Raw genomic sequence first — 23,493 nt, forward strand, 5'->3', positions numbered from 1 at the left:
TGCTTATTTTTTTATTTTATTATTACGATTATCTATAATAATATTATTTATTATATTAGTAGGAACTGTATCATAATGAGAAAACTCCATAACAGAAGTACCTCTTCCGGAAGAAAGTGTTCGTAAAATTGTTACATAACCAAACATTTCAGATAAAGGAACTGAAGCCTGAATTATTTTTACATTATTTTTAGTATTCATATCTTTCACTATTCCTCTTCTTCTATTTAAATCTCCTATTACTTCTCCCATATTATCTTCTGGTACAATAACTTCTAATTTCATAATTGGTTCTAATAAAACTGGATTTGCTTTTTTAGAAGCTTCTTTAAATCCTAATTTTCCTGCTATTTCAAAAGAAAGTTGATCAGAATCAACAGAATGATAAGATCCATCTAAAATAGTAACTTTCGCATTATCTATTTCATATCCAGATAAAGGTCCATTTTTCATCATTTCTTTACATCCTTTTTCTATAGAAGAAATATATTCTTTAGGAATATTTCCTCCTTTAATTTTATTAATAAATATTAACCCAGATTGTTCTATATTTCCAGGTTCTAATCTAAATAATATATCTGCATATTTCCCCCTTCCTCCTGTTTGTTTTTTATATATTTCTCTATGTTCAACAGAATTAGTCAAAGCTTCTTTATATTCTACTTGAGGTTTTCCTTGATTAACTTCAATCTTAAATTCTCTTTTCATACGATCTACAATTATTTCTAAATGAAGTTCTCCCATTCCAGAAATAATAGTCTGACCTGTATAATGATCTGTTCTAACTTGAAAAGTTGGGTCTTCTTCCATTAATTTAGATAAAACTAATCCCATTTTATCAGCATCTGATTGAAATTTAGGTTCAATAGCTAAACCAATAACTGGATCTGGAAATAATATATTTTCTAATAAAATTGGATATTTTTCATCACATAAAGTATCTCCTGTTTTAATATCTTTAAATCCAACTACAGCGGCTATATCTCCAGGTCCAATTTTTTCTATTGGATTTTGTTTATTTGCATGCATTTGATATATTCTAGAAATTCTTTCTTTATTACCAGATCTTGCATTAAAACTATAAGAACCAGATTCTATTTTACCAGAATAAACTCTAAAAAAAGCTAAACGACCTACAAAAGGATCACTTGATATTTTAAAAGCTAAAGCAGAAAAAGGTTCATTTTCATTAGGTTTTCTTATTTCTTGTTTTTGACTAATAGGATGAATTCCTACTATATCCTTAACCTCTAAAGGAGAAGGTAAATATCTGCATATTGCATCTAATATAGATTGAACTCCTTTATTCTTAAAAGAAGAACCGCATAAAATAGGAATAATTTTCATTTGTATTGTATTCTTTTGTAAAGAATGAATAATATCATCTTCTGATATAGTATAATTACTATATAAAAATTTTTCCATTATTACATCATCATATTCTGATAAAGTTTCAATTAATTTATTATGATAATCATTCACTAAATTTTTCATTTCATATGGAATAGGATATTCTTTATATGTCATTCCATAATTATTTTCATCCCATTTTATGGCTTTATTCTTTATTAAATCTACTACACCAACAAAATTATCTCCACTTCCAATAGGAATTTGTAAAGGAAGAGAATTTGCTCCTAAAATTTTTTTTATTTGAGAACAAACATCAAAAAAATCAGCTCCTTGTCTATCCATTTTATTCACAAAAGCTATTCTAGGTATTTCATATTTATCTGCTTGTCTCCATACTGTTTCAGACTGCGGTTCTACACCATCAACAGCACTAAATAAAACAACCATTCCATCTAAAATTCTCATAGATCTTTCTACTTCTACAGTGAAATCTACATGTCCTGGAGTATCGATAATATTAATTTGATATTTTTTTTTATTATATATCCATTCACAAAATGTAGCTGCAGAAGTTATAGTTATACCTCTTTCTTGTTCTTGTTGCATCCAATCCATAGTAGCAGCTCCGTCATGAACTTCTCCTATTTTATGATTTATTCCTGTATAAAATAAAATTCTTTCTGTAGTAGTTGTTTTTCCTGCATCAATATGTGCAGCAATACCTATATTCCTCGTATATTTTAAATTTTTACTCATAAAAAAAATAACTAAAATCTAAAATGAGAAAATGCTTTATTAGCTTCAGCCATTTTATGAATATTTTCTTTCCTTTTAATTGCTTCTCCTTGTTCTTGAAAAGCGTCCCATATTTCGTATGCTAATTTATTTGCCATACTTTTTTCATTTCTTCTAATAAATGCGCAAGATATTAATAATTTCATTGCTTTAGTTATTTTACTATTAGAAGAAATAGGAACAGGAACCTGAATATTAGATCCTCCCATACGACGACTTCTAACTTCTACATGAGGCATTACATTTTTTAATCCATCTTTCCATATTTCTAATGCTGATTTTTCTTCTTTTTCTTTTATTAAATCTATTTTTTCAATAGCATTATAAAATATTTTATATGCTATATTTTTTTTCCCATTTTTCATTAAATGATTTATAAATCGTGTAACAAGTGGATCATTAAATTTTGGATCTGGTAAATATATTTTATATTTTTTTCTTACTTTTCTCATTAATTAAACTTTTTTTAATTATTTTAGCACCATATTTACTTCTACTTTTTTTTCGTCCATTTACTCCAGCTGTATCACGAGCTCCTCTTACTATTTTATATTTTACTCCTGGTAAATCTTTTACTCTTCCTCCTTTAACCAAAACTATCGAATGTTCTTGTAAATTATGTCCTTCTCCTGTTATATAACTAATAACTTCTCTTCCATTAGTAAAACGTACTCGAGCTACTTTTCGCATAGCTGAATTTGGTTTTTTAGGTGTTGTAGTATAAACTCTAGTACAAACTCCTCTTTTTTGAGGACAAAATTCTAATGCAATAGATTTTCTTTTTTTAGGTACAGAAGTACGACCTTTTCTAATTAATTGTTGTATAGTAGGCATATTATATCTATATTTAGAACATAAATCATTATGTTATTTAATATAAAAAATTATAACTTAATCAACAAATTAACATTAAAAATTAATTTTTTTATTTTGAAATAAATCTTCTTCATATGATTTAATATTCAGTTCTTTATAAATATAACGAAAAGTAGAAAGCAAACAAGGTAATCCATCTACAATCGCAATATTATGTTCATAATGAGAAGATATTTTTTTATCTAAAGTAGTAATAGTCCATCCATCTTTATGAAAAAAAATATCTGATGATCCTAAATTTACCATAGGTTCTATTGAAATTACTAATCCATTTTCTAATTTTAATCCTTGTCCTTTTTTTCCAAAATTAGGAATTTGAGGATCTTCATGCATTTTTTTTCCAATTCCATGACCAACAAGATCTTTAACTACATTATATCCATTTTGTTCAATATAAGATTGTATAGAATATCCTATATCTCCAACATTATTTCCACTGATACATTTAGAAATTCCAATATATAAAGATTTTTTAGAAAAATTAAGAAATTTTTTTATTTCATTAGAAACGGACCCAACTTCAAAAGTATATGCATGTTCTCCATAAAAACCATTCATATAAACACCACAATCTATAGATAATATATCTCCTTCACGTAAGGGATATTTATTAGGTATACCATGTACTACTTGATTATTTGGTGAAACACATAATGTATTCGGAAAATCATATAAACCCAAAAAAGCTGGTTTTCCACCATGATCATAAATAAATGTTTCTGCAAGTTTATCTAAATAAATAGTATTTATACCAGGTATAATTTCTTTAGATAACATACCTAATGTTTTAGAAGCTAAAAAAGCACTTTTTTTAATTAATATTATTTCTTCAATAGTTTTTATATGCATCAAAATAAAGTAATAAAGTATAATTATTCTTTTCTATATTTTTTAATCATAGAAATACCACTCATAATATGAGGAATTGGTAATTCCATTAATTGAAGTATAGTAGGAGCTACATCTGATAATGAACCTATTTCCCTTAAAATAATATCTTTTTTTTTTATTTTTTGATCTAAAATAATAAAAGGAACTAAAGATGTAGTATGAGAAGTATTTGGAGTCCCATCTATATTAATCATATAATCTGCATTTCCATGATCTCCTACTATAATAACTATATATGAATTTCTTATAGCTTCTTCTGAACAAATTTTTGTATATTGATCAACATATTCACACGCCATTATTGTTTCTTTCATTTTTCCAGTATGACCTACCATATCTGGATTTGCAAAATTTAAACAAATAAAATCTGAATTTTTATTTTTTAATTCAGGAATAATTCTTTTTATAATATCTTTTCCACTCATTTCAGGTTTTAAATCATAAGTAGATACTCTTGGAGAAGGACAAATAATTCTAATTTCTTTATCAAAAGGAATTTCTCGTCCTCCAGAGAAAAAAAAAGTAACATGTGGATATTTTTCTGTTTCAGATATACGAATTTGTCTTTTTCCCTCTTTTTCCAAAACTTCACCTAACGTTTCTGGTAAAAATTCTTTTTTAAAAAGAACATCAACATTTTGATATTTATCATTAAAACAAGTCATAGTTATGTAATTAAATAAACTTAACTTTTTAACATCTAAAAAAGAATTATATCCAATAAAAAGTTCAGTTATTTGTCTAGAACGATCTGATCTAAAATTAAAACAAAAAACAATATCTCCATTTTCTATCTTTGAAATAGGAGAACCTTTATCATCAATAATTATTAAAGGTAATAAAAATTCATCAGTAACTCCATTTTTATAAAATTCTTCTATAGAAGAAAAAATATTTTTAGTATAAAAACCTTGTGAATTAACCATAGCATTATATGCTTTTTTAGTTCTTTCCCATTTATGATCTCTATCCATTGAATAATATCTTCCCATAACAGTAGATAATTTACCAACATATTTTTTAGTTACTTTTAAAAGTTCTTTTATATAAAAAATACTCCTCTTAGGAGAAGAATCTCTTCCATCTGTAAAAACATGTATAAAAACGTCTTTTATATTTTTTTCATATGCTATTTTAAGTAAATAAAAAAGATGATTCATATGTGAGTGAACTCCACCATCAGATAATAATCCAATAAAATGAATTTTTTTCTTTAAAAAAGAAATATTTTCAAAAATATAATTAATTTTTTTTTTCAATAATCCATTTTTAATAGATGTATTAATTTTTTCTAAATTTTGAATTATCTTTCGTCCAGATCCTAAATTTATATGTCCAACTTCAGAATTTCCCATTTGACCATTTGGTAATCCAACATAAATTCCTGAAGCTTCTAATTTACTAAAAGGATAATTTTTATAACAAAAATCAATAAATGGAGTATCTGCTTTTTTAATAGCAGAGGAAAAAAAATTTATAGGAGAAGAAAGACCCCATCCATCTAAAATTATCAACATTAATTTTTTCATTTATTAAATTTATTAATATTAAATACTAACTCTTTTAAAAAAATTTATTTTTAAATTATTATTATTATTTTTATTTAAATATTCTTGAATACTTATTTTATTATTTTTTATAAATTTTTGATTTAATAAAGTATTATCTAAAATAAATTTTTGAATTTTTCCTTTAATAATTTTTTGTTTTATTTTATCTGATTTTATTTCCTTTTTTATTTGATTTTTTATAATATCTATTTCTTTTTCTAATAAAATATTTGGTATTCCTTCCTTATTTATAGCTATAGGGTTCATAGCCGCTATATGCATTGCTATATTTTTAGCTATAGATACGTTTATTTTAGAAGATAATCCTATTAATGTTGCAATTTTATAGTTATTATGAGTATAATTCATTACAAATGGAGAATCTATTCTTTCAAAAATTTTTAATTCAATTTTTTCTCCTACAACTCCCATTTTATTAATAATAATATCTTTAACACTTCCATGATAATTTTTATCATGTAAAAAACTTTTTAAAAAATCTTCTTTAGTATAAAATTCTAAAGATTTTTTAGAAAGCATAAATGAAAAATTTAAAAATTCTAAATTTTTAGATAAAAAATCAGTTTCACAACTAATACCTATAATTGTTCCTGAAGTAAAATTAGAATTTATTTGAGAAATAATAACTCCATCTTTCATTTGAAATAATGAACGATTAATTGCAATTTTTTCTCCTTTTTTTCTTAAAATATGAATAGCTTCATCTATATTTCCATTTGAATTAATTAAAGCATTTTTACAATCCATTATTCCAATACCTGTTATTTTTCTAAGTTTATTAATTTGAAATACAGAAATTTTCATGATTTTCTATTTTTTATGGTAAAATTTTTTTCTTCACGTTCATTTCTGTTTATAATAATTCCATTTTTTATAGATTCTGTAATAAATTTTAAAATAATATCTATAGATTTAGATGAATCATCATTAGATGGAATAGGATAGTGAATATCATTAGGATTCGTATTTGTATCTACCATAGCAAATATGGGTATTTTTAATTTTTTAGCTTCTGTTAAAGCTATTTTTTCTTTATTTGGATCTACTAAAAAAATACCACCTGGTATATGATTCATATTTGAAATACTTCCTAAATTTTTATGTAGTTTTTCATATAATCTATCAATTAATAATCTTTCTTTTTTTGATAAAGTATTAAAAGTTCCATTTTTTTTCATTCTTTCTATACTATTCATTTTTTTAACAGATTTTCGAATAGTTGTAAAATTTGTTAAAAACCCCCCTAACCATCTTTCTGTTACACAAGGCATATTTATACTTTTTGCATATAAAGAAACTTTTTTTTTAGCTTGAGGTTTAGTTCCAACTAATAATATTTTTTTTCCAGTTATGGCAATTTTTTTTAATTCATTACAAGCTTCTTCCAATTTTATAATTGTTTTTGATAAATCTATAATATGAATTCCACTTTTTTTCATAAAAATAAAAGAACGCATATTTGGATTCCATTTACGTGCAATATGTCCAAAATGAACACCAGCTTTTAATAAATCTTGAGTATTAATTTTCATTTTTATTTTTTAATTTTTTTATCGTTTTGAAAATTGGTATTTTTTTCTTGCCTTTTTTTGACCAAATTTTTTTCTTTCAACTTCTCTAGAATCACGAGTTAATAATCCTTCAGATTTTAATTTTTTTCTATATTTTGGATCACTTTGACAAAGTGCACGAGAAATTGCAAGACGAATAGCTTCTGCTTGTCCATTAAAACCACCACCAATAACTTTTATAGTTATATCAAATTGATTTAATTTATCAATAATTTTTATAGGATATAAAATTTTTTGATAAATATATTTTGGAAAATATTGATCTAATTTTTTAGAATTAATAGTTATTATTCCATTTCCTTGTTTAAAATATATACGTGCAAGAGATCTTTTTCTTCTTCCTATAGTATGATGTACCATAATTTTTATTATTAATTTAACTTAAATAAAATAGGATTTTGAGATTCATGTTTATGATTAGATTCATGATATACATGTAAATTTTTTAAAATTGAACGACCTAAACGATTTTTAGGAAGCATACCTTTTACTGCTTTATATATTAAAATTCTAGAATCTTTATTAAATAAATTTTTCAAAAAAATAATTTTTTTTCCTCCTGGATATCCAGTATAATGAATATATTTTTTATTATTCCATTTTTTTCCGGTAAGTTTAATATGATTAGAATTAATTACAATGACATGATCTCCACAATTTATATGTGGAGAAAAAAAAGATTTATATTTTCCTCGTATAATAGAAACAATTTGAGAAGATAATCTTCCTAAAATTTGATTAGTAGCATCCATTATTATCCAAGATTTTACTATTGATTTTTTTTTAACTGAATAAGTTTTTAAACTTAATGGATTCATATCTTTTATTGTTTATATTATAATATATAATATAAAAATAAATATTAAAATATAAATGACTTTTTGTCATAAAAAATTTTTTTTTCAAAAGCTTTTTATTGTCATACATTCTATTCACTTATTTATAATAGCTTTTATTTTCATTATGGCATAATGATTGAAGAATTATTAATTAATTAATTAATATTGAAAAAACGTAATAAAAATGAGTAAAATTATAGGAATAGATTTAGGAACAACAAATTCTTGTGTTGCTGTAATGGAGATAAATGACCCTATTGTTATACCTAATTCAGAAGGGAAAAGAACTACTCCATCTATAGTTGCATTTGTAAAAGGAGGAGAAAGAAAAATAGGAGATCCAGCAAAAAGACAATCTGTAACTAATCCACAAAAAACTATTTTTTCGATTAAACGATTTATGGGAAGAATGTATTCTGAAGTAACAGAAGAATTAAAACATATTCCTTATAAAGTTATTAAAGGTGGAAATAATACACCTCGTGTAGATATAGAAAAAAGATTATATGCTCCTCAAGAAATATCAGCAATGATTTTACAAAAAATGAAAAAAACTGCTGAAGATTATTTAGGAGAAGAAGTTGATAGAGCTGTTATTACAGTTCCGGCTTATTTTAATGATGCACAAAGACAAGCTACTAAAGAAGCTGGAGAAATAGCAGGACTAAAAGTAGAAAGAATTATTAATGAACCAACAGCAGCAGCTTTAGCTTATGGTTTAGATAAAAGTAATCAAAATAAAAAAATAGTTGTATATGATTTAGGTGGAGGTACATTTGATGTTTCTATTTTAGAATTAGGTGATGGAGTTTTTGAGGTTCTTTCTACAAATGGAGATACTCATTTAGGTGGAGATGATTTTGATCAAATAATTATTGATTATTTAGCAAATGAATTTAAATATAGAGAAAAATTAGATCTTAGAAAAGATCCTATGGCTTTACAACGTTTAAAAGAAGCTTCTGAAAAAGCTAAAATAGAATTATCTTCTTCTAATCAAACAGAAATTAATCTTCCATATATTACAGCTACAGAATCTGGCCCTAAACATTTAGTTATTACATTAACTCGTGCTAAATTTGAACAATTATCAGAGAAATTAATACAACGTTCTATTCAACCTTGTTCTAAAGCATTAAAAGATGCTAATTTAAATACTAAAGATATAGATGAAGTTATTTTAGTAGGAGGATCAACACGTATACCAAAAGTACAAGAAGAGGTAGAAAAATTTTTTAAAAAAAAACCATCTAAAGGAGTAAATCCAGATGAAGTTGTTGCTATTGGAGCTGCTATACAAGGTGGAGTTTTAACTGGAGATGTACAAAACGTTTTATTATTAGATGTTACTCCTTTATCTTTAGGAATTGAAACTTTAGGAGGGGTTTTTACAAAACTTATTGAATCTAATACTACTATTCCTACAAAAAAATCGGAAGTTTTTTCTACAGCATCAGATAATCAATCTGCAGTAACTATACGTGTAGGACAAGGTGAAAGACCAATGTTTAATGATAATAAAGAAATTGGTAGATTTGATTTAATAGATATTCCACCAGCTCCTAGAGGAATTCCTCAAATAGAGGTTGCTTTTGATATAGATGCTAATGGAATACTTAATGTATCTGCAAAAAATAAAGGGACTGGAAAAGAACAATCAATACGTATTGAAACTTCTTCAGGTTTAAATCAAGAAGAAATCGAAAAAATGAAAAAAGAAGCACAAGAGAATGCTCAAAAAGATGAAAAAATAAAAAAAGAAATAGAAAAATTAAATATGGCTGATAATCAAATTTTTCAATCTGAAAAACAATTAAAAGATTATGGAAATAAATTATCAGAAAATAATAAAAAAAATATAGAAATATATTTAGAAAAATTAAAAAAAGCTCATTCTGAAAAAAATTTTTCATCTATTGATGATAATATGAAAAAACTTAATGAAGCTTGGACTAACGCTTCTCAGGAACTTTATACAGAAGAAAAAAAGAATAATGATAATAATCAATCAAAATCAGATAAAAAAGAAAATAATGACAAAAGTAATAATAAAGAAAATGAAAATGTACAAGATGTTGATTACGAAGAAATAAAATAAAATAAAAAATCAACTGATAAAGGGAGTTATTCATTATAATGGAATAATAGAAATTAGAGTTTCTCCTCCAGAAACTTTTTCTCCCTTTTTCACTAAAATAATAGAATTTAAAGGTAAAAAAAGATCAACTCTAGATCCAAATTTAATAAATCCAAATTCCTCTCCTTTTTTGACTATAGAATTTTTTTTTGCATAAAGAGTAATACGTCTAGCTAAAAATCCCGCTATTTGTCTAAATAATATATTTTTTCCATTATTTATTTGTACAACAGTAGTTGTACGTTCATTATTTAATGATGATTTTTTCAACCAAGCTATTAAAAATTTTCCTGGATGATATTTTGTATAAATTACTTTTCCAGATACAGGAAATCTATTAACATGAACATTAAAAGGAGACATAAAAATAGAAATACATATACAATTTTTTTTTAAAAATTCATTTTCAAAAATTTTTTTCTGAATTTTAATAATTTTTCCATCAGCAGGAGAAATAACTATTTCTTTATTAGGATAATCTTTAATATAAAAATATTTTTTTGGATTTCTAAAAAAAAAAATAAAAAAAAAGTATAATATTATTAAAAAAATAGATATAATAAAAGAAATTTTTTTATAAAAAAAAAGAAAAGAAATAAATATTAATAATAATATTATTATAAAAGAATAAATTAAAAATGTAAATCCTTCTTTATGAATCATAATTAAATAGAATATTATTTAAAATAAATAAACCATACTAATTACTATTGTTGCTATAATTGGAATAATAAAAATAAAACTATCTAATCTATCTAAAAATCCACCATGACCAGGAAATAAAATACCTGAATTTTTTACATTATAAGATCTTTTAATAGTAGATTCAATAAGATCTCCAATAATTGAAAAAATAGGAATTATAAAAGATAAAAGAAACCAATATTTTTCTTTCCATATTTTATATAATAAAAAACCTAATATTAAACAAAATAATAATCCTCCAATAAAACCTTCTATAGACTTTTTAGGAGAAATAGATATAGCTATTTTTCTTTTTCCCCATTTTTTTCCAATTAAATAAGAAAAAGAATCATTTGTCCATATTAAAATAAATATGCCTAAAATTAATTCTTTTCCATGATATATACTAGTATATATATAAGATGCTAAATAAAAAGGCATTATAATATAAAAAAATCCAAAAGTTAAATGACTAACTTGTATTAGTTTTTCTTTATGAGAATATTTTTTAGAAAATAATTGAATTAATAAAAAAATTATAGAATAAGGAATAAAACATATTATATAAGGAATAATTCCTTTTTTTATAAAAAAAATATCTATTAATATAGAAAATAAAAAAAATAAACAAACTATTTTAATTAAAAAAATATCAGTTTTTGATAGAATTAAAAATTCTAATAAACAAAAAAAAGATAGTAACATCATTACTATTCTAAACATTTTTTCTCCTGTTTCAATAGAAATAATAATTAAAAAAACATAAATAAAACCAGTTAAAAATCTTATTAAAAAGTTGAAATTTTTCTTTTTTTCATTCATAAAATTTTTTAAATAAAAATAATTAAGAAATATTACCTAACATATCTCCAATTTCATCAGAATAAGGTCTTTCTCCAAAAATCTTTTTTAAATCTTCTCTAAAGATCACTTCTTTTTCTAATAATTCATTCGCTAAAATAGCTAATTTTTTTTCATTATTTTTTAATATATTTTTAGCTCTTTGATATTGTTCTTTGATAATTTTTGATATTTCTTCATCTATAATTTGAGCGGTTTTTTCACTATAAGGTTTAGAAAAAGATAATTCATTTTGTCCTGTAGAATCATAATAAGAAATATTTCCAATTTTTTCATTTAATCCAAAAATAGCTACCATAGATTGTGCTTGTTTAGTTACTCTTTCTAAATCATTTAAGGCACCAGTTGAAATACTACTAAAAATAATTTCTTCTGCTGATCTTCCTGCTAATAAAGCACAAATTTCATCTTTCATTTGTTCTGGAGTAGTTAATTGTCTTTCTTCTGGAAGATACCAAGCAGATCCTAATGATCTTCCTCTAGGAACTATAGTCACCTTTACTAAAGGAGCTGCATGTTCTAATAACCAACTTATTATAGCGTGACCTGCTTCATGATAGGCTATTCTTTTTTTTTCATTTGGTTTAATAATTTTATTTCTTTTTTCTAATCCTCCTATAATACGGTCTATTGCTTCTAAAAAATCTTGATTTTCTATTTTAGATCTATCTTTTCTTGCAGCAATAAGAGCCGATTCATTACAAATATTTGCTATATCTGCACCACTAAAACCTGGTGTTTGTCTAGATAAAAAATCTATATCTACATTTTCAGATAAAATTAATCTTTTAAGATGAACTTTAAATATTTCTTTTCTTTCATTTAATTCAGGAGAATCTACTAATATAGTTCTATCAAAACGACCAGGACGAAGTAACGCTTTATCTAAAATATCTGATCTATTTGTAGCTGCTAATACAATTACATTTGTATGAGTACCAAATCCATCCATTTCTGTTAATAATTGATTTAAAGTATTTTCTCTTTCATCATTAGATCCTGCTATACTACTTTTTCCTCTTGCTCTTCCTATAGCATCAATTTCATCAATAAATATTATACATGGAGATTTTTCTTTAGCTTTTTCAAATAAATCTCTTACTCTAGAAGCTCCTACTCCTACAAACATTTCTACAAAATCTGAACCTGATAAAGAAAAAAAAGGAACCTTTGCTTCTCCAGCTACTGCTTTAGCTAATAAAGTTTTTCCTGTTCCTGGAGGGCCTATTAATAAAGCTCCTTTAGGTATTTTTCCTCCAAGTTTAGTGTATTTTTGAGGGCTTTTTAAAAATTCTACTATTTCTTGAACTTCTTCTTTTGCTCCTTCTAATCCAGCTACATCTTTAAATGTAATTTTAACATTATCATTTTCATCAAATAATCTAGCTTTAGATTTTCCTATATTAAATATTTGTCCACCTGGACCTCCACTTGTAGAACCTATTCTTCTAAATAAAAAAATCCAAAAAATAATTAATAATATAAAAAATATACCATAATCAAAAAAAAATTTAGTTATTGTATATTCTTGTTGATTTTTAAAATCAATAATAGTATTTAAATTATATTTTCTTTTATATTCTTCAAATTTTTTTTGAAAAAATTGTAAATCTCCTATTTCAAATTCATATTTTAATGATTGTGTAGTAGATTTTTGTTCATTATTTTTAGGTAAAATAGAATATTTTAAATTAAATCCATTAATTTCATTATAATTTATAAATTCTTTTTTTAAATAAACATGTACTATTTCTCTATGTTTTATTATAATTTTTTGAACTTCTCCTTTTGATAAAATATCAAAAAAAGTATCCTGATCTATTTTTATAGGACTTGAAAAAGAAGATTTAAAAAAGAATATTCCAATAAATATAGCAAATATTACTGCATATACCCAAAAAAAATTATTTTTGTTTTTTCCTTTTTTATCTATCATATTTCTTCATTATCTAATTTAAAAATAAAAACAAAATTTTTTGTTATAAATTTTGATTCCAAAGATTTTCTATATTGTAATATAGTCTTACTTCTTTTTGAAAAATATGAACTACAATAGAAATATAATCTACTAGTATCCATTTTTTACTTTTTAATCCTTCTATATGCCAAGGTTTTTCCTGTAATTGTTTCATTGTAATTTTTTCTATAGATTGGGAAATAGCATAAACTTGATTATGAGTATTTCCATTACAAAGGACAAAATAATCACAAATAAAATTTTTTTTATTTTTTAAATTTATAATAGATATATCTTCTCCTTTAACCATTTGAATTCCTTCTATGATTTTTTTTAGTAACAAAACAAAAATTTTTTTAATGTTATTATATTAGTATTTTTTTTAAATTTCAATGTAAGACAAAAATAAGATTTTCACTTTAAAGAAGTTTAATTTTCTAATATAAAACATTTTGATAAAATTTATTTGGCCTATATATTTAATTCTATTACAAAAAGTTAATTCTACAAATCAATATGCTAGAAAATATATTTTAAAAAATATAAATTGGTTAATAATATGGTCTTTAAATCAAAATAAAGGAATAGGAATAGGAAATAATTTATGGTATACAGAAAAAGAAAAGAATTTAACTTTTAGTATTATATTCAAACCTATAAATCCTTTTTATAATAAATATATAATTAACATTATTACAAGTAATGCAATTCATAAAGTTTTATCAAAAAAAAATAAAAAAATTTTTTGGATTAAATGGCCTAATGATATTATATTATTTGGTAAAAAAATAGGAGGAATTTTAATAGAAAATAGTCTTTTTTTAAAAAAAATTCATACTTCTATTATTGGAATTGGTTTAAATGTATATCAAACAAAATTTGATAAAAAATGGAATGCTTCTTCTTTAAAAGAAATTTTAAATATAAATATTGAATTAGATGATTTATTTTATAAAATTATTTTTTTTATACAAAAAGAATATTTATTATTTATAAAATATGGAGAAAATTTTATCAAAAAATATTATATTAATCATCTTTATTTAAAAGATAAAATTTCTATCTTTTATATTTATAAAACAAAAAATTTTATTAAAGGAATAATACGATCTATAACAAATCAAGGTTTTTTAATAATTGAATTTAATAATAAATTTTATTTTTTTTCTCAAAAAGAAATAAAATTTATTATTAATAAATAAAAATAATTTTTATTATATTTTTTTTTCTTGAATATTCATTAAAATTTTTTCTTCATTTAACATAAATTTTTTAATTAAAAATAAAAAACAAATATTTATAATATTAGAAATAAAATAATATAAAGATAAAGCAGAAGCATAACTATTTATAAAAAATAACATTATAATAGGCATTAAATATAATAAAAAATTTATATCAGGAATAGTATTATGCTCATTTTGAGAAAAATCTTTTTTATCATTATTACTTAATTTTGTATAAAAAAATAATGCTAATGAATATAATAAAGTTAGTAAACTTATATGATTACCATAAAAAGGTATAAAAAAAGGTAATTCAAGAATTGAATCATATGAAGTAAGATCATCTACCCATAGAAAAGATTTTCCTCTTAAATTAATTATAGTAGGAAAAAATTTAAATAATGAATAAAAAATAGGAATTTGAAATAATGTAGAAACACACCCTGACATGGGATTTACTCCTACTTTTTTATATAAATTCATCATAGCTTTTTGTTTTTTAAAAGCATCTTCATTATTTTTATAATCCTTGTTTAATTTTTCTATTTCTGGACGAATTAATTTCATTATAGCACTTAATTTATATTGTTTATAAGTAATTGGAGCTAATATAAGTTTTACTACTATAGTCATTAAAATAATAATTATTCCATAATTTAAATTTGTTTTTTCCAATAATTGAAAAATTATTAGAAAAAAATATTTATTAATCCATTTTAAAAAACCCCATCCAAATGGAATAATATTTTCAAATCCATTTTTATAATCTTTTAATAAATAAAAATCCAAAGGTCCAAAATAAAAACGAAAAGAAAAATTAAATTCTTCATTTTCTTTTTTTTTTATAAAAGTTTTAAACTGAATTTTTTTTAAAGAATTTCCTGAAGAAAAATTATAAGATCGAATAAAAATATGTTTTAATATTTTTTCTGGTTTAAATATAGAAGCAAAAAATTGTTGTTTATGAGCAATCCAATTTATATTGGATAAATTTTTTTCTTCTGTTTTTTTTTCAGATAAATATTTTATAGAATTATTATTATTATTAGAATAATATGCTTGAGTATAGGAATTTTCCCAATCTCTATCTTTTTCTAGAGATAAAATTTTTTGTTCTAAATTGATAGAAACTGATTCCTTAAAAGGAAAAAAATTTGTTGTTTTTATAGAAAAACCAATATCATATTGATTATTTTTACCAATTGTATATATATAATCTAAAAAACCTTTTCCATAAGGATTTTTAGCTCTCATTATAAGAATTTTATTATATTTTTTTGTATTATTAAATAATAAAGGTTTAAATAATAAATTTTCTGTATTAATATTTAAACCTTTATTATTTAAAAAAGACATTTTATATAAAAAACTAGAATTTTTTATTAAATACAGATTTTTTGTATGATATGATAATAAAGGATCATATGCTTTATATTTTTTTAAAAGAACTTCATTTATTATTCCTCCTATATTAGATATTTTTAATCTTAAAACATTATTTTCTAATATAAAAAGATTATTTTTTTCTTTTTTTTTAAAAAAAATTATTTTTTTATATTCTTTTTTTGATTCTTTATTATTATTATTAATGTTAAAATATGTGAAAATCGTTAAAATAAATAATATAAGGAATAGTCCTATTATAGAATTATAATCTAAATTTTTATCCTTCATATATAAGAAGAATTCTGATGATCAATATCTTTATAATTTTTAGAAACTTGTATAAAATTAATAAATAAAGGATGCGGATTCTTTACTGTACTTTTATATTCTGGATGATATTGAACTCCTAAGAAAAAAACATGATTTTCTAACTCTATTGCTTCTATTAATCCTGTTTCTGGATTAATTCCAACTGGCTTCATTCCAGCGTTAGAAAAACATTCTAAATAATTATTATTAAATTCATATCTGTGTCGATGTCTTTCAAAAATATCTTTTTTTCCTCCATAAATAGAAAATATTTTAGAACCTTCTATTAAAGAACATTTCCAATTTCCTAAACGCATAGTTCCTCCTTTATGAATTATTTTTTTTTGTTTTTCCATTAAAGATATAACAGGATGAGAAGTATATGGATTTGTCTCATAACTTTCTGCTTTTTTTAATCCTAAAACATTTCTTGCAAATTCTATTATAGCAATTTGCATTCCTAAACATATTCCAAGAAATGGAATTTTATTTTCTCTTGCATATTTTGTTGCAAGAATTTTTCCTTCTATTCCTCTATTTCCAAATCCTGGAGCAACTAAAATTCCTGAAATTCCTTCAAAATTTTTTTTAATATTTTTTTCTTTTATCATTTCTGAATAAATCCATTTTATATTAACGTAAGTATCATTTTCAGTACCTGCATGAATTAATGCTTCAATAATTGATTTATAAGAATCATGTAAAGAAACATATTTTCCAACTAATGCTATTTTTGTTTCATATTTAGGATTTTTATATTTTTTAATAAAAATTTTCCATTTTTTTAAATTAGGAGAAATAATAGTTGATAAATTTAAATGATTTAATACTACTTTATCAAAATTTTGAAAATGTAATAAAAAAGGAATTTCATATATAATTTTAGTATCAATTGATTCTATAACATGTTTTGGTTTTACATTACAAAATAATGCTAATTTTTCTCTAATTTCTTTAGAAATATGTTTTTCTGTTCTACAAATAATAATATCTGCTTGTATTCCATTTTCCATTAAACTACGAACAGAATGTTGTGTTGGTTTTGTTTTTATTTCTCCAGTAACTGTAATATATGGAAGTAATGTTAAATGAATTACCAATCCATTAAATTTTCCTAATTCCCACTTTAATTGACGTACTGATTCAATATATGGTAAACTTTCTATATCTCCTACTGTTCCTCCTATTTCAGTAATAATAATATCATAATTTTTTGATTCTCCTAATATCTTAATACGTCTTTTAATTTCATTAGTAATATGAGGAATAACTTGTACTGTTTTTCCTAAATAATTTCCTTTTCTTTCATTATCTATGACTGTTTTATAAATCAATCCAGATGTTACATTATTTTCTTTAGTAGTAGATTGATTTAAAAATCTCTCATAATGACCTAAATCTAAATCTGTTTCTGCTCCATCTTTAGTTACAAAACATTCTCCATGTTCATAAGGATTTAAAGTACCTGGATCTATATTAAAATAAGGATCTAATTTTAGAATCGTAATTTTATATCCTCTAGCTTTTAATAACATTCCTAATGAAGCTGAAACTATTCCTTTTCCTAAAGAAGAAGTTACTCCTCCTGTAACAAAAATATATTTTGTTTTCATCATAAAATAAATAAATAATGAAATAATACAAATAAATCAAAAATATAAATTAATAATTATAAATTATAAAAAATTTTTATTTCATAAAATATCAATTTTATTTAGAAAAAATGAGAATTTATGATTTTTTTTTTATATTTACCAAATTTGGAGCAAGTTCTACACAATCAGCTCCCTATGAATCCTCCAGGGTGGGAACACAGCAAAGGTAATAAGGTCGTAGCGATGTGATGTAGTAAAGCTTGCTCCATTATAATTATAAATAATATGAAATATGGAAGATGGAAGATTTATTAAAATGTAATTTTTGTGGAAGGAAAAAAAATGAAATAACTTTTCTTATATCTGGAATAAATGGACATATTTGTAATTTTTGTATAGAAAAAACTTATTCTATAATTAATAAAAAATTTTTAGAAAAAAAAACTAAAAAAGAAAATAATTCTATTAAAATAGAAATAAAAAAACCTAAAGAAATAAAATTTTATTTAGATAAATATGTTGTAGGACAAAATGAAGCAAAAAAAATTATTTCTGTTGCTGTATATAATCATTATAAAAGAATACTTAATAGTCAATATAATGAAAATCAAAAAAAAGAAAATGAAAATATAGAAATAGAAAAATCTAATATATTATTAATTGGAAACACAGGAACAGGAAAAACTTTATTAGCTAAAAGTATATCAAAACTTTTAAAAGTTCCTTTTGCTATAGCAGATGCTACTACTTTAACTGAAGCTGGATATGTAGGAGAAGATGTAGAATCTATATTAACAAAACTTTTACAATCTGTTAATTATGATATAAATTCTGCTGAAAAAGGAATTATTTTTTTAGATGAAATAGATAAAATATCTAGAAAAAGTAATAATCCTTCTATAACAAGAGATGTTTCTGGAGAAGGGGTCCAACAAGCTTTATTAAAAATATTAGAAGGTGCAATAATTAATGTTCCTCCACAAGGAGGAAGAAAACATCCAGATCAAAAAATGATACAAATTAATACTGAAAATATATTATTTATAGCTGGGGGAACATTTGACGGAATTGAAAAAATTATATCTGATAGAATAGAAAAAATTTCTATAGGTTTTTTTACTCAAAAAAAAAAATATAAAAAAAATAATTATTTAAAAAATATTATTTCTTCAGATTTAAAAAATTTTGGATTAATTCCTGAATTAATAGGAAGATTTCCTATTAATACTTATTTAAATCCATTAGATAAAAATATGCTAAAAAAAATATTATTAGAACCTAAAAATGCTTTAATTAAACAATATCAAAAATTATTTGATATGGATAATATATCTATGAATATAACAGATGAAGCTTTAGATATTATAGCAGATAAAACTTTTAAAATTGGATTAGGAGCAAGAGGATTACGTACTTTTTGTGAAAAGATTTTTATAGATTATATATATGATATAGAAAATATTCAAAAAAATTTAAATATAGATAAAGATATTGTTATGAAAAAACTTAATTATTATTAATTTTAATTTTGAATTAATTTCCATAATTTTTTTTTCAATTGTATTAATCCTTCTTTTGTAAAAGAAGAAATAAACATAATATTTTCTTTTATCTTTAAAAATATTTTTATAATTGTTTCTTTTTTTTTATTATCAATTAAATCCGATTTAGAAATAACTAATAAACGTTTTTTTTTTAAAAGATTTGAATTAAATTTATTTAATTCATTTAATAAAATAAAATATTCTTGTTTTATATTTTTTGTTTCTGAAGAAATTAAAAATAATAAAATATAGTTTCTTTCTACATGTCTAAGAAAATGATAACCTAACCCTTTTCCTTCAGAAGCTTTTTCTATAATACCAGGAATATCTGCTATTAAAAAAGAATTAAAATTCATTTTTAATACACCTAATTGTGGTTTTTTAGTTGTAAAAGCAAAATTACCTATTTTAGGTTTTGCTTTTGTAATAACGGAAAGAAGAGTTGATTTTCCAGTATTTGGAAATCCTATTAATCCTACATCTGCTAAAATTTTTAATTCTAAAAAAATCCAATATCCTTTTGTTTTAATACCTGGTTGTGCATAATAAGGAGATTGATTCATTGAATTTTTAAAAAAAGAATTTCCTTTTCCTCCTTTTCCACCTTCAAATAAAATTTTTGTTTCATAATTTTTAGTAATTTCCATTATTATATTTTTTTTTTCATCTTTAATTATAGTTCCTATTGGAACAATTATTAAAAAATCTTTTCCATTGGATCCAGTAAGATTATTTCCTTTTCCAGGAGATCCTGATTTTGCTATACAGTGTTTATTATATCTTAAATGAAAAAAAGTATAAATACTAGAATTTCCTTGAATAATAATATTTCCACCTTTTCCTCCTGTTCCTCCATCTGGACCTCCTTTAGTTATAGATTTATCCCTATAAAAATGAACACATCCAGATCCTCCATTTCCACTTTTACAATAAATTTTTATAAAATCAATAAAACAATTTTTCATAAAATTAATTTTTTTGTAAAAAATTAATTATTTTTTTTTCTATAAAAATAGAAATTTCTTTTACAGAAAGAGAAGCATTTAATTTAAATAAATTATTTATCCATTTATGATTATTTTTCCAAACTAAAGAAGTTTCTTTTTTATATTCTTCTATTCTTTTTTTAACTGTTATAATATTAATATCATCATTTCTTAAACTAGTTTCTCCTCTTTTTAATAATCTATTTATTATTAAATTTTTTTGAATAGAAAAATAAAAAATTATATTTATTGTTCCTAAAAAAAATTTTTTTAAAATTTTTTCTAAAGAAATAAGTTGATTTTTTGTTCTAGGATACCCATCATAAATAATTCCTTTGGCATAAAAATATTTTTGTATTTCTATATATAACATATTTGTAGTAATAATATCAGGAACTAACATTCCTTTATTAATATAAGAACTAACAAGTTTTCCTAACTTTGTTTTTTTCTTTATATGATTTCTAAATATCATTCCAGTAGATAAATGAATAAAACCAAATTTATTTGCAATAATTTTAGCTTGAGTTCCTTTTCCACATCCAGGAGGCCCGAACAATATAATATGTATCATAAAATAATAAAATTATGAATTTTCTGCAAATAGAATACAGAACCATTTTATTTTTTATAGAAAAAAGATATTAATACACAATATAATTATGTATTAATAATCAAAATAATATAAAAAATAATGTATGTATAAAGTAAAAAGAAGTTTATAACTTATAAATGAATAGATCTACCATAAGCATTAGATACAGATTCTAAAATAGATTCACTTAATGAAGGATGAGGATGAATACTTCCTATAATTTCATAGCTTGTAGCTTCTAATTTTCTTGCAACAACTACTTCTGAAATTAAATCTGTAACATTATTTCCAATCATATGGCATCCTAACCATTCATCATATTTATCATCAAAAATTACTTTAACAAAACCATCAGTGTTTTCATCAGAAATAGCTCTACCAAGAGCATTAAATGGAAATTTAGATACTTTAATATGAAATCCTTTTTGTCTAGATTCTATTTCAGTATATCCAACTGAAGCTATTTCAGGAAAAGAATAAACACATTTTGGAATATTATTATAATTGATTTTTTGACAATTTAATCCTTTTATATTTTCAACACAATTTATCGCTTCATGTGAAGCAACATGAGCTAAAGAAGGAGTTTGAATTACATCTCCAATAGCATAATATCCATTTATATTTGTTTTATAATTATCATCTACATAAATAAATTCTTTTTCAATTTGAATTCCTATATCTTCTAATCCAATATTATTAATATTAGGAGTAATACCAATAGCATAAAGAACTTTATTTGCATCTAAAATAATATCACCTTTAGGTGATTTAATTTCTACTATAATTTTTTCATTTTTATCAAAAATTTTTTTTATAGAAGAAGATGTATAAATTTTAATTCCTTTTTTTTCAAAAGAAAATTTTAAATAATCAGATATTTCATTATCTCCACTTGGAAAAAGTTTTGAACAAATTTCTATGATAGAAACATCTGTTCCCATAGAATGATAAAAATAAGCAAACTCTAATCCTATAGCACCAGAACCTATAATAATCATTTTTTTAGGTAAATGAGGTAAAGAAAGAGCTTCTTTATATGTTATTATTTTTTGATTATTTTGAAATTTTTTTTCAATTTTAGGTTTTGCTCCAGTAGAAATAATAATATGTGTAGCAGAATATTCTGCTATATTTTTTTCATTTTTATAAATTTCAATTTTTTTTCCTTTTTTTAAAATTGCATTTCCGGAAATAACATGAATTCCGTTTTTTTTCATTAAAAATGAAATTCCTTTTCTCATTTTTTCTACTATATTTTTACTTTTAGAAAGTATTTGAGAATAATCTATTTTGATTTGATCATTTTTAATTCCAAAAAGTTGTCCATTTTTTTTTATATAATGTAAAATTTTGGCACTATTTAAAAGAGATTTTGTAGGAATACACCCCCAATTTAAACAAACTCCTCCAAGAGATTCCTTTTCAATTATCGCTGTTTTCATTCCTAATTGTGACGCACGTATAGAAGCAACATAACCTCCTGGGCCACTACCTAAAATAATAACATCAAAATGCATCATAATATAAAAATATTATTAAATTTACGGATTTTTCTTTTTAAAAATCTTTTTATAAAAAAAACAAAAATTCATTTTTTTATTAAAAAAAAAATATTTAAATAAATTTGCAATAAAATATATAAATTATGAAATTTTTTATAGATACGGCAAATTTAAAGGAAATTAACGAAGCAAAATTATTGGGGATATTAGATGGAGTTACTACAAATCCATCTTTAATTTCTAAAGAATCTTTTTCTAGTAAAAAAGAAATTGAAAATCATTATATATCTATATGTAATATCCTACAAAATAAAGAAAATGTAAGTGCAGAAATTATTAGCACAAATTATGAAGAAATGATTAAAGAAGGAGAAAAACTTTCTCTTCTTCATCCAAGAATAGTAGTAAAAGTACCTATGACATGTGATGGGATCAAAGCTATTAAATATTTTTCATATAAAAAAATAAAAACTAATTGTACTTTAATTTTTTCTTCAAGTCAAGCTTTATTTGCAGCTAAAGTTGGTGCTAATTATGTATCTCCATTTATAGGAAGAATAGATGATATATCTTATGATGGATTAAATTTAATAAAAGAAATAAAAAAAATATATGATAATTATAATTTTAAAACGAAAATTTTAGCAGCATCCATTCGTCATCCTTTACATATTATAGAATGTTCAAAAATTGGAATATACGCTATTACTTCTCCCATAAAAGTGATTTATTCTTTACTTAATCATCCTTTAACAAATATAGGATTAGAAAAATTTTTAATTGATTATAAAAATAAAATAAATTAAGTAATA

Annotated in this window: 22 protein-coding genes and 1 other RNA gene; 5 read left to right on the forward strand and 18 right to left on the reverse strand. The window is 22.4% G+C overall.

The window, feature by feature from the left end; translation table 11 throughout:
* Nucleotides 1-3: 3 nt before the first annotated feature.
* The 9 genes from fusA to rplM form a co-directional block, all read right to left on the reverse strand.
* Nucleotides 4-2,109 carry an elongation factor G gene (fusA, locus tag H0H41_RS01975; RefSeq protein WP_185872040.1) on the reverse strand — a complete coding sequence of 702 codons (2,106 nt, stop codon included), beginning with the start codon at nucleotides 2,107-2,109 and terminating at the stop codon, nucleotides 4-6.
* Nucleotides 2,110-2,120: 11 nt separating this feature from the next.
* On the reverse strand, nucleotides 2,121-2,600 hold the full coding sequence (rpsG, locus tag H0H41_RS01980) for a 30S ribosomal protein S7 (RefSeq protein WP_185872041.1): 480 nt from the start codon (nucleotides 2,598-2,600) through the stop codon (nucleotides 2,121-2,123).
* Nucleotides 2,575-2,982 carry a 30S ribosomal protein S12 gene (gene rpsL / locus H0H41_RS01985; protein ID WP_185872042.1) on the reverse strand — a complete coding sequence of 136 codons (408 nt, stop codon included), beginning with the start codon at nucleotides 2,980-2,982 and terminating at the stop codon, nucleotides 2,575-2,577. The genes rpsG and rpsL overlap by 26 nt, the downstream gene beginning before the upstream one ends.
* Before the next feature lie 75 nt (nucleotides 2,983-3,057).
* The gene (gene map / locus H0H41_RS01990) at nucleotides 3,058-3,873 is read right to left on the reverse strand and encodes a type I methionyl aminopeptidase (RefSeq protein ID WP_185872518.1); all 816 of its coding nucleotides are present in this window, start codon (nucleotides 3,871-3,873) and stop codon (nucleotides 3,058-3,060) included.
* A 23-nt stretch (nucleotides 3,874-3,896) separates the two neighbouring features.
* A complete protein-coding gene (gene gpmI, locus H0H41_RS01995) occupies nucleotides 3,897-5,444 on the reverse strand; it encodes a 2,3-bisphosphoglycerate-independent phosphoglycerate mutase (RefSeq protein WP_185872043.1) in 1,548 nt (515 codons plus the stop codon).
* A gap of 18 nt (nucleotides 5,445-5,462) precedes the next feature.
* Complete coding sequence (tsf, locus tag H0H41_RS02000; RefSeq protein ID WP_185872044.1) at nucleotides 5,463-6,290, reverse strand: translation elongation factor Ts; 828 nt, start codon at nucleotides 6,288-6,290, stop codon at nucleotides 5,463-5,465.
* Entirely contained in the window at nucleotides 6,287-7,018 is a 732-nt protein-coding gene (rpsB, locus tag H0H41_RS02005) for a 30S ribosomal protein S2 (RefSeq protein ID WP_185872045.1), read from the reverse strand. Before rpsB ends, tsf begins: the two co-directional genes overlap by 4 nt.
* A gap of 18 nt (nucleotides 7,019-7,036) precedes the next feature.
* Nucleotides 7,037-7,417, reverse strand: a complete 381-nt coding sequence (gene rpsI / locus H0H41_RS02010; RefSeq protein ID WP_185872046.1) for a 30S ribosomal protein S9 — start codon at nucleotides 7,415-7,417, stop codon at nucleotides 7,037-7,039.
* An 11-nt stretch (nucleotides 7,418-7,428) separates the two neighbouring features.
* A complete protein-coding gene (gene rplM / locus H0H41_RS02015; protein WP_185872047.1) occupies nucleotides 7,429-7,875 on the reverse strand; it encodes a 50S ribosomal protein L13 in 447 nt (148 codons plus the stop codon).
* A gap of 205 nt (nucleotides 7,876-8,080) precedes the next feature.
* Between rplM and dnaK the strand changes: the two genes are divergently transcribed.
* Nucleotides 8,081-9,994, forward strand: a complete 1,914-nt coding sequence (gene dnaK / locus H0H41_RS02020) for a molecular chaperone DnaK (protein ID WP_185872048.1) — start codon at nucleotides 8,081-8,083, stop codon at nucleotides 9,992-9,994.
* A 33-nt stretch (nucleotides 9,995-10,027) separates the two neighbouring features.
* On the opposite strand, the gene H0H41_RS02025 is transcribed toward dnaK, so the two are convergent.
* Genes H0H41_RS02025 through rsfS form a run of 4 tightly spaced genes read right to left on the reverse strand, consistent with a single transcriptional unit; the run spans nucleotide 10,028 to nucleotide 13,878 of the window.
* On the reverse strand, nucleotides 10,028-10,696 hold the full coding sequence (locus H0H41_RS02025) for a phosphatidylserine decarboxylase family protein (protein WP_185872049.1): 669 nt from the start codon (nucleotides 10,694-10,696) through the stop codon (nucleotides 10,028-10,030).
* A gap of 18 nt (nucleotides 10,697-10,714) precedes the next feature.
* Nucleotides 10,715-11,539 (reverse strand): phosphatidate cytidylyltransferase, encoded by an 825-nt coding sequence (locus H0H41_RS02030; RefSeq protein ID WP_185872050.1) that lies wholly within the window; start codon nucleotides 11,537-11,539, stop codon nucleotides 10,715-10,717.
* Nucleotides 11,540-11,561: 22 nt separating this feature from the next.
* A complete protein-coding gene (gene ftsH, locus H0H41_RS02035) occupies nucleotides 11,562-13,514 on the reverse strand; it encodes an ATP-dependent zinc metalloprotease FtsH (protein ID WP_185872051.1) in 1,953 nt (650 codons plus the stop codon).
* Between the two features lie 43 nt (nucleotides 13,515-13,557).
* Nucleotides 13,558-13,878: a ribosome silencing factor gene (gene rsfS, locus H0H41_RS02040; RefSeq protein WP_185872052.1), complete on the reverse strand. Its 321-nt coding sequence runs from the start codon at nucleotides 13,876-13,878 to the stop codon at nucleotides 13,558-13,560.
* Between the two features lie 109 nt (nucleotides 13,879-13,987).
* Between rsfS and H0H41_RS02045 the strand changes: the two genes are divergently transcribed.
* Nucleotides 13,988-14,737, forward strand: coding sequence for a biotin--[acetyl-CoA-carboxylase] ligase (locus H0H41_RS02045; RefSeq protein ID WP_185872053.1), 750 nt, complete (start codon nucleotides 13,988-13,990; stop codon nucleotides 14,735-14,737).
* A 12-nt stretch (nucleotides 14,738-14,749) separates the two neighbouring features.
* Here the strand turns inward: H0H41_RS02045 and H0H41_RS02050 are convergent, their stop codons facing one another.
* Nucleotides 14,750-16,435 (reverse strand): YidC/Oxa1 family insertase periplasmic-domain containing protein, encoded by a 1,686-nt coding sequence (locus H0H41_RS02050; protein WP_185872054.1) that lies wholly within the window; start codon nucleotides 16,433-16,435, stop codon nucleotides 14,750-14,752.
* Nucleotides 16,432-18,069, reverse strand: coding sequence for a CTP synthase (locus H0H41_RS02055; protein WP_185872520.1), 1,638 nt, complete (start codon nucleotides 18,067-18,069; stop codon nucleotides 16,432-16,434). The genes H0H41_RS02050 and H0H41_RS02055 overlap by 4 nt, the downstream gene beginning before the upstream one ends.
* A 150-nt stretch (nucleotides 18,070-18,219) precedes the next feature.
* Here H0H41_RS02055 and ffs point away from each other — a divergent pair.
* Nucleotides 18,220-18,320: signal recognition particle sRNA small type (gene ffs / locus H0H41_RS02060), an RNA gene on the forward strand.
* A 30-nt stretch (nucleotides 18,321-18,350) separates the two neighbouring features.
* Nucleotides 18,351-19,571, forward strand: a complete 1,221-nt coding sequence (clpX, locus tag H0H41_RS02065) for an ATP-dependent Clp protease ATP-binding subunit ClpX (protein ID WP_185872055.1) — start codon at nucleotides 18,351-18,353, stop codon at nucleotides 19,569-19,571.
* A gap of 2 nt (nucleotides 19,572-19,573) precedes the next feature.
* Here the strand turns inward: clpX and obgE are convergent, their stop codons facing one another.
* The 3 genes from obgE to lpdA form a co-directional block, all read right to left on the reverse strand.
* A complete protein-coding gene (obgE, locus tag H0H41_RS02070; RefSeq protein WP_185872056.1) occupies nucleotides 19,574-20,560 on the reverse strand; it encodes a GTPase ObgE in 987 nt (328 codons plus the stop codon).
* Nucleotides 20,561-20,564: 4 nt separating this feature from the next.
* Entirely contained in the window at nucleotides 20,565-21,155 is a 591-nt protein-coding gene (locus tag H0H41_RS02075) for a nucleoside monophosphate kinase (RefSeq protein WP_185872057.1), read from the reverse strand.
* A 152-nt stretch (nucleotides 21,156-21,307) separates the two neighbouring features.
* Nucleotides 21,308-22,696 (reverse strand): dihydrolipoyl dehydrogenase, encoded by a 1,389-nt coding sequence (lpdA, locus tag H0H41_RS02080; protein ID WP_185872521.1) that lies wholly within the window; start codon nucleotides 22,694-22,696, stop codon nucleotides 21,308-21,310.
* Between the two features lie 128 nt (nucleotides 22,697-22,824).
* On the opposite strand from lpdA, the gene fsa reads away from it, so the two are divergent.
* On the forward strand, nucleotides 22,825-23,487 hold the full coding sequence (fsa, locus tag H0H41_RS02085) for a fructose-6-phosphate aldolase (RefSeq protein ID WP_185872058.1): 663 nt from the start codon (nucleotides 22,825-22,827) through the stop codon (nucleotides 23,485-23,487).
* Nucleotides 23,488-23,493: the final 6 nt, after the last annotated feature.

Source organism: Blattabacterium cuenoti (genome assembly GCF_014252255.1).
Classification (GTDB): Bacteria; Bacteroidota; Bacteroidia; order Flavobacteriales; family Blattabacteriaceae; genus Blattabacterium; species Blattabacterium cuenoti_J.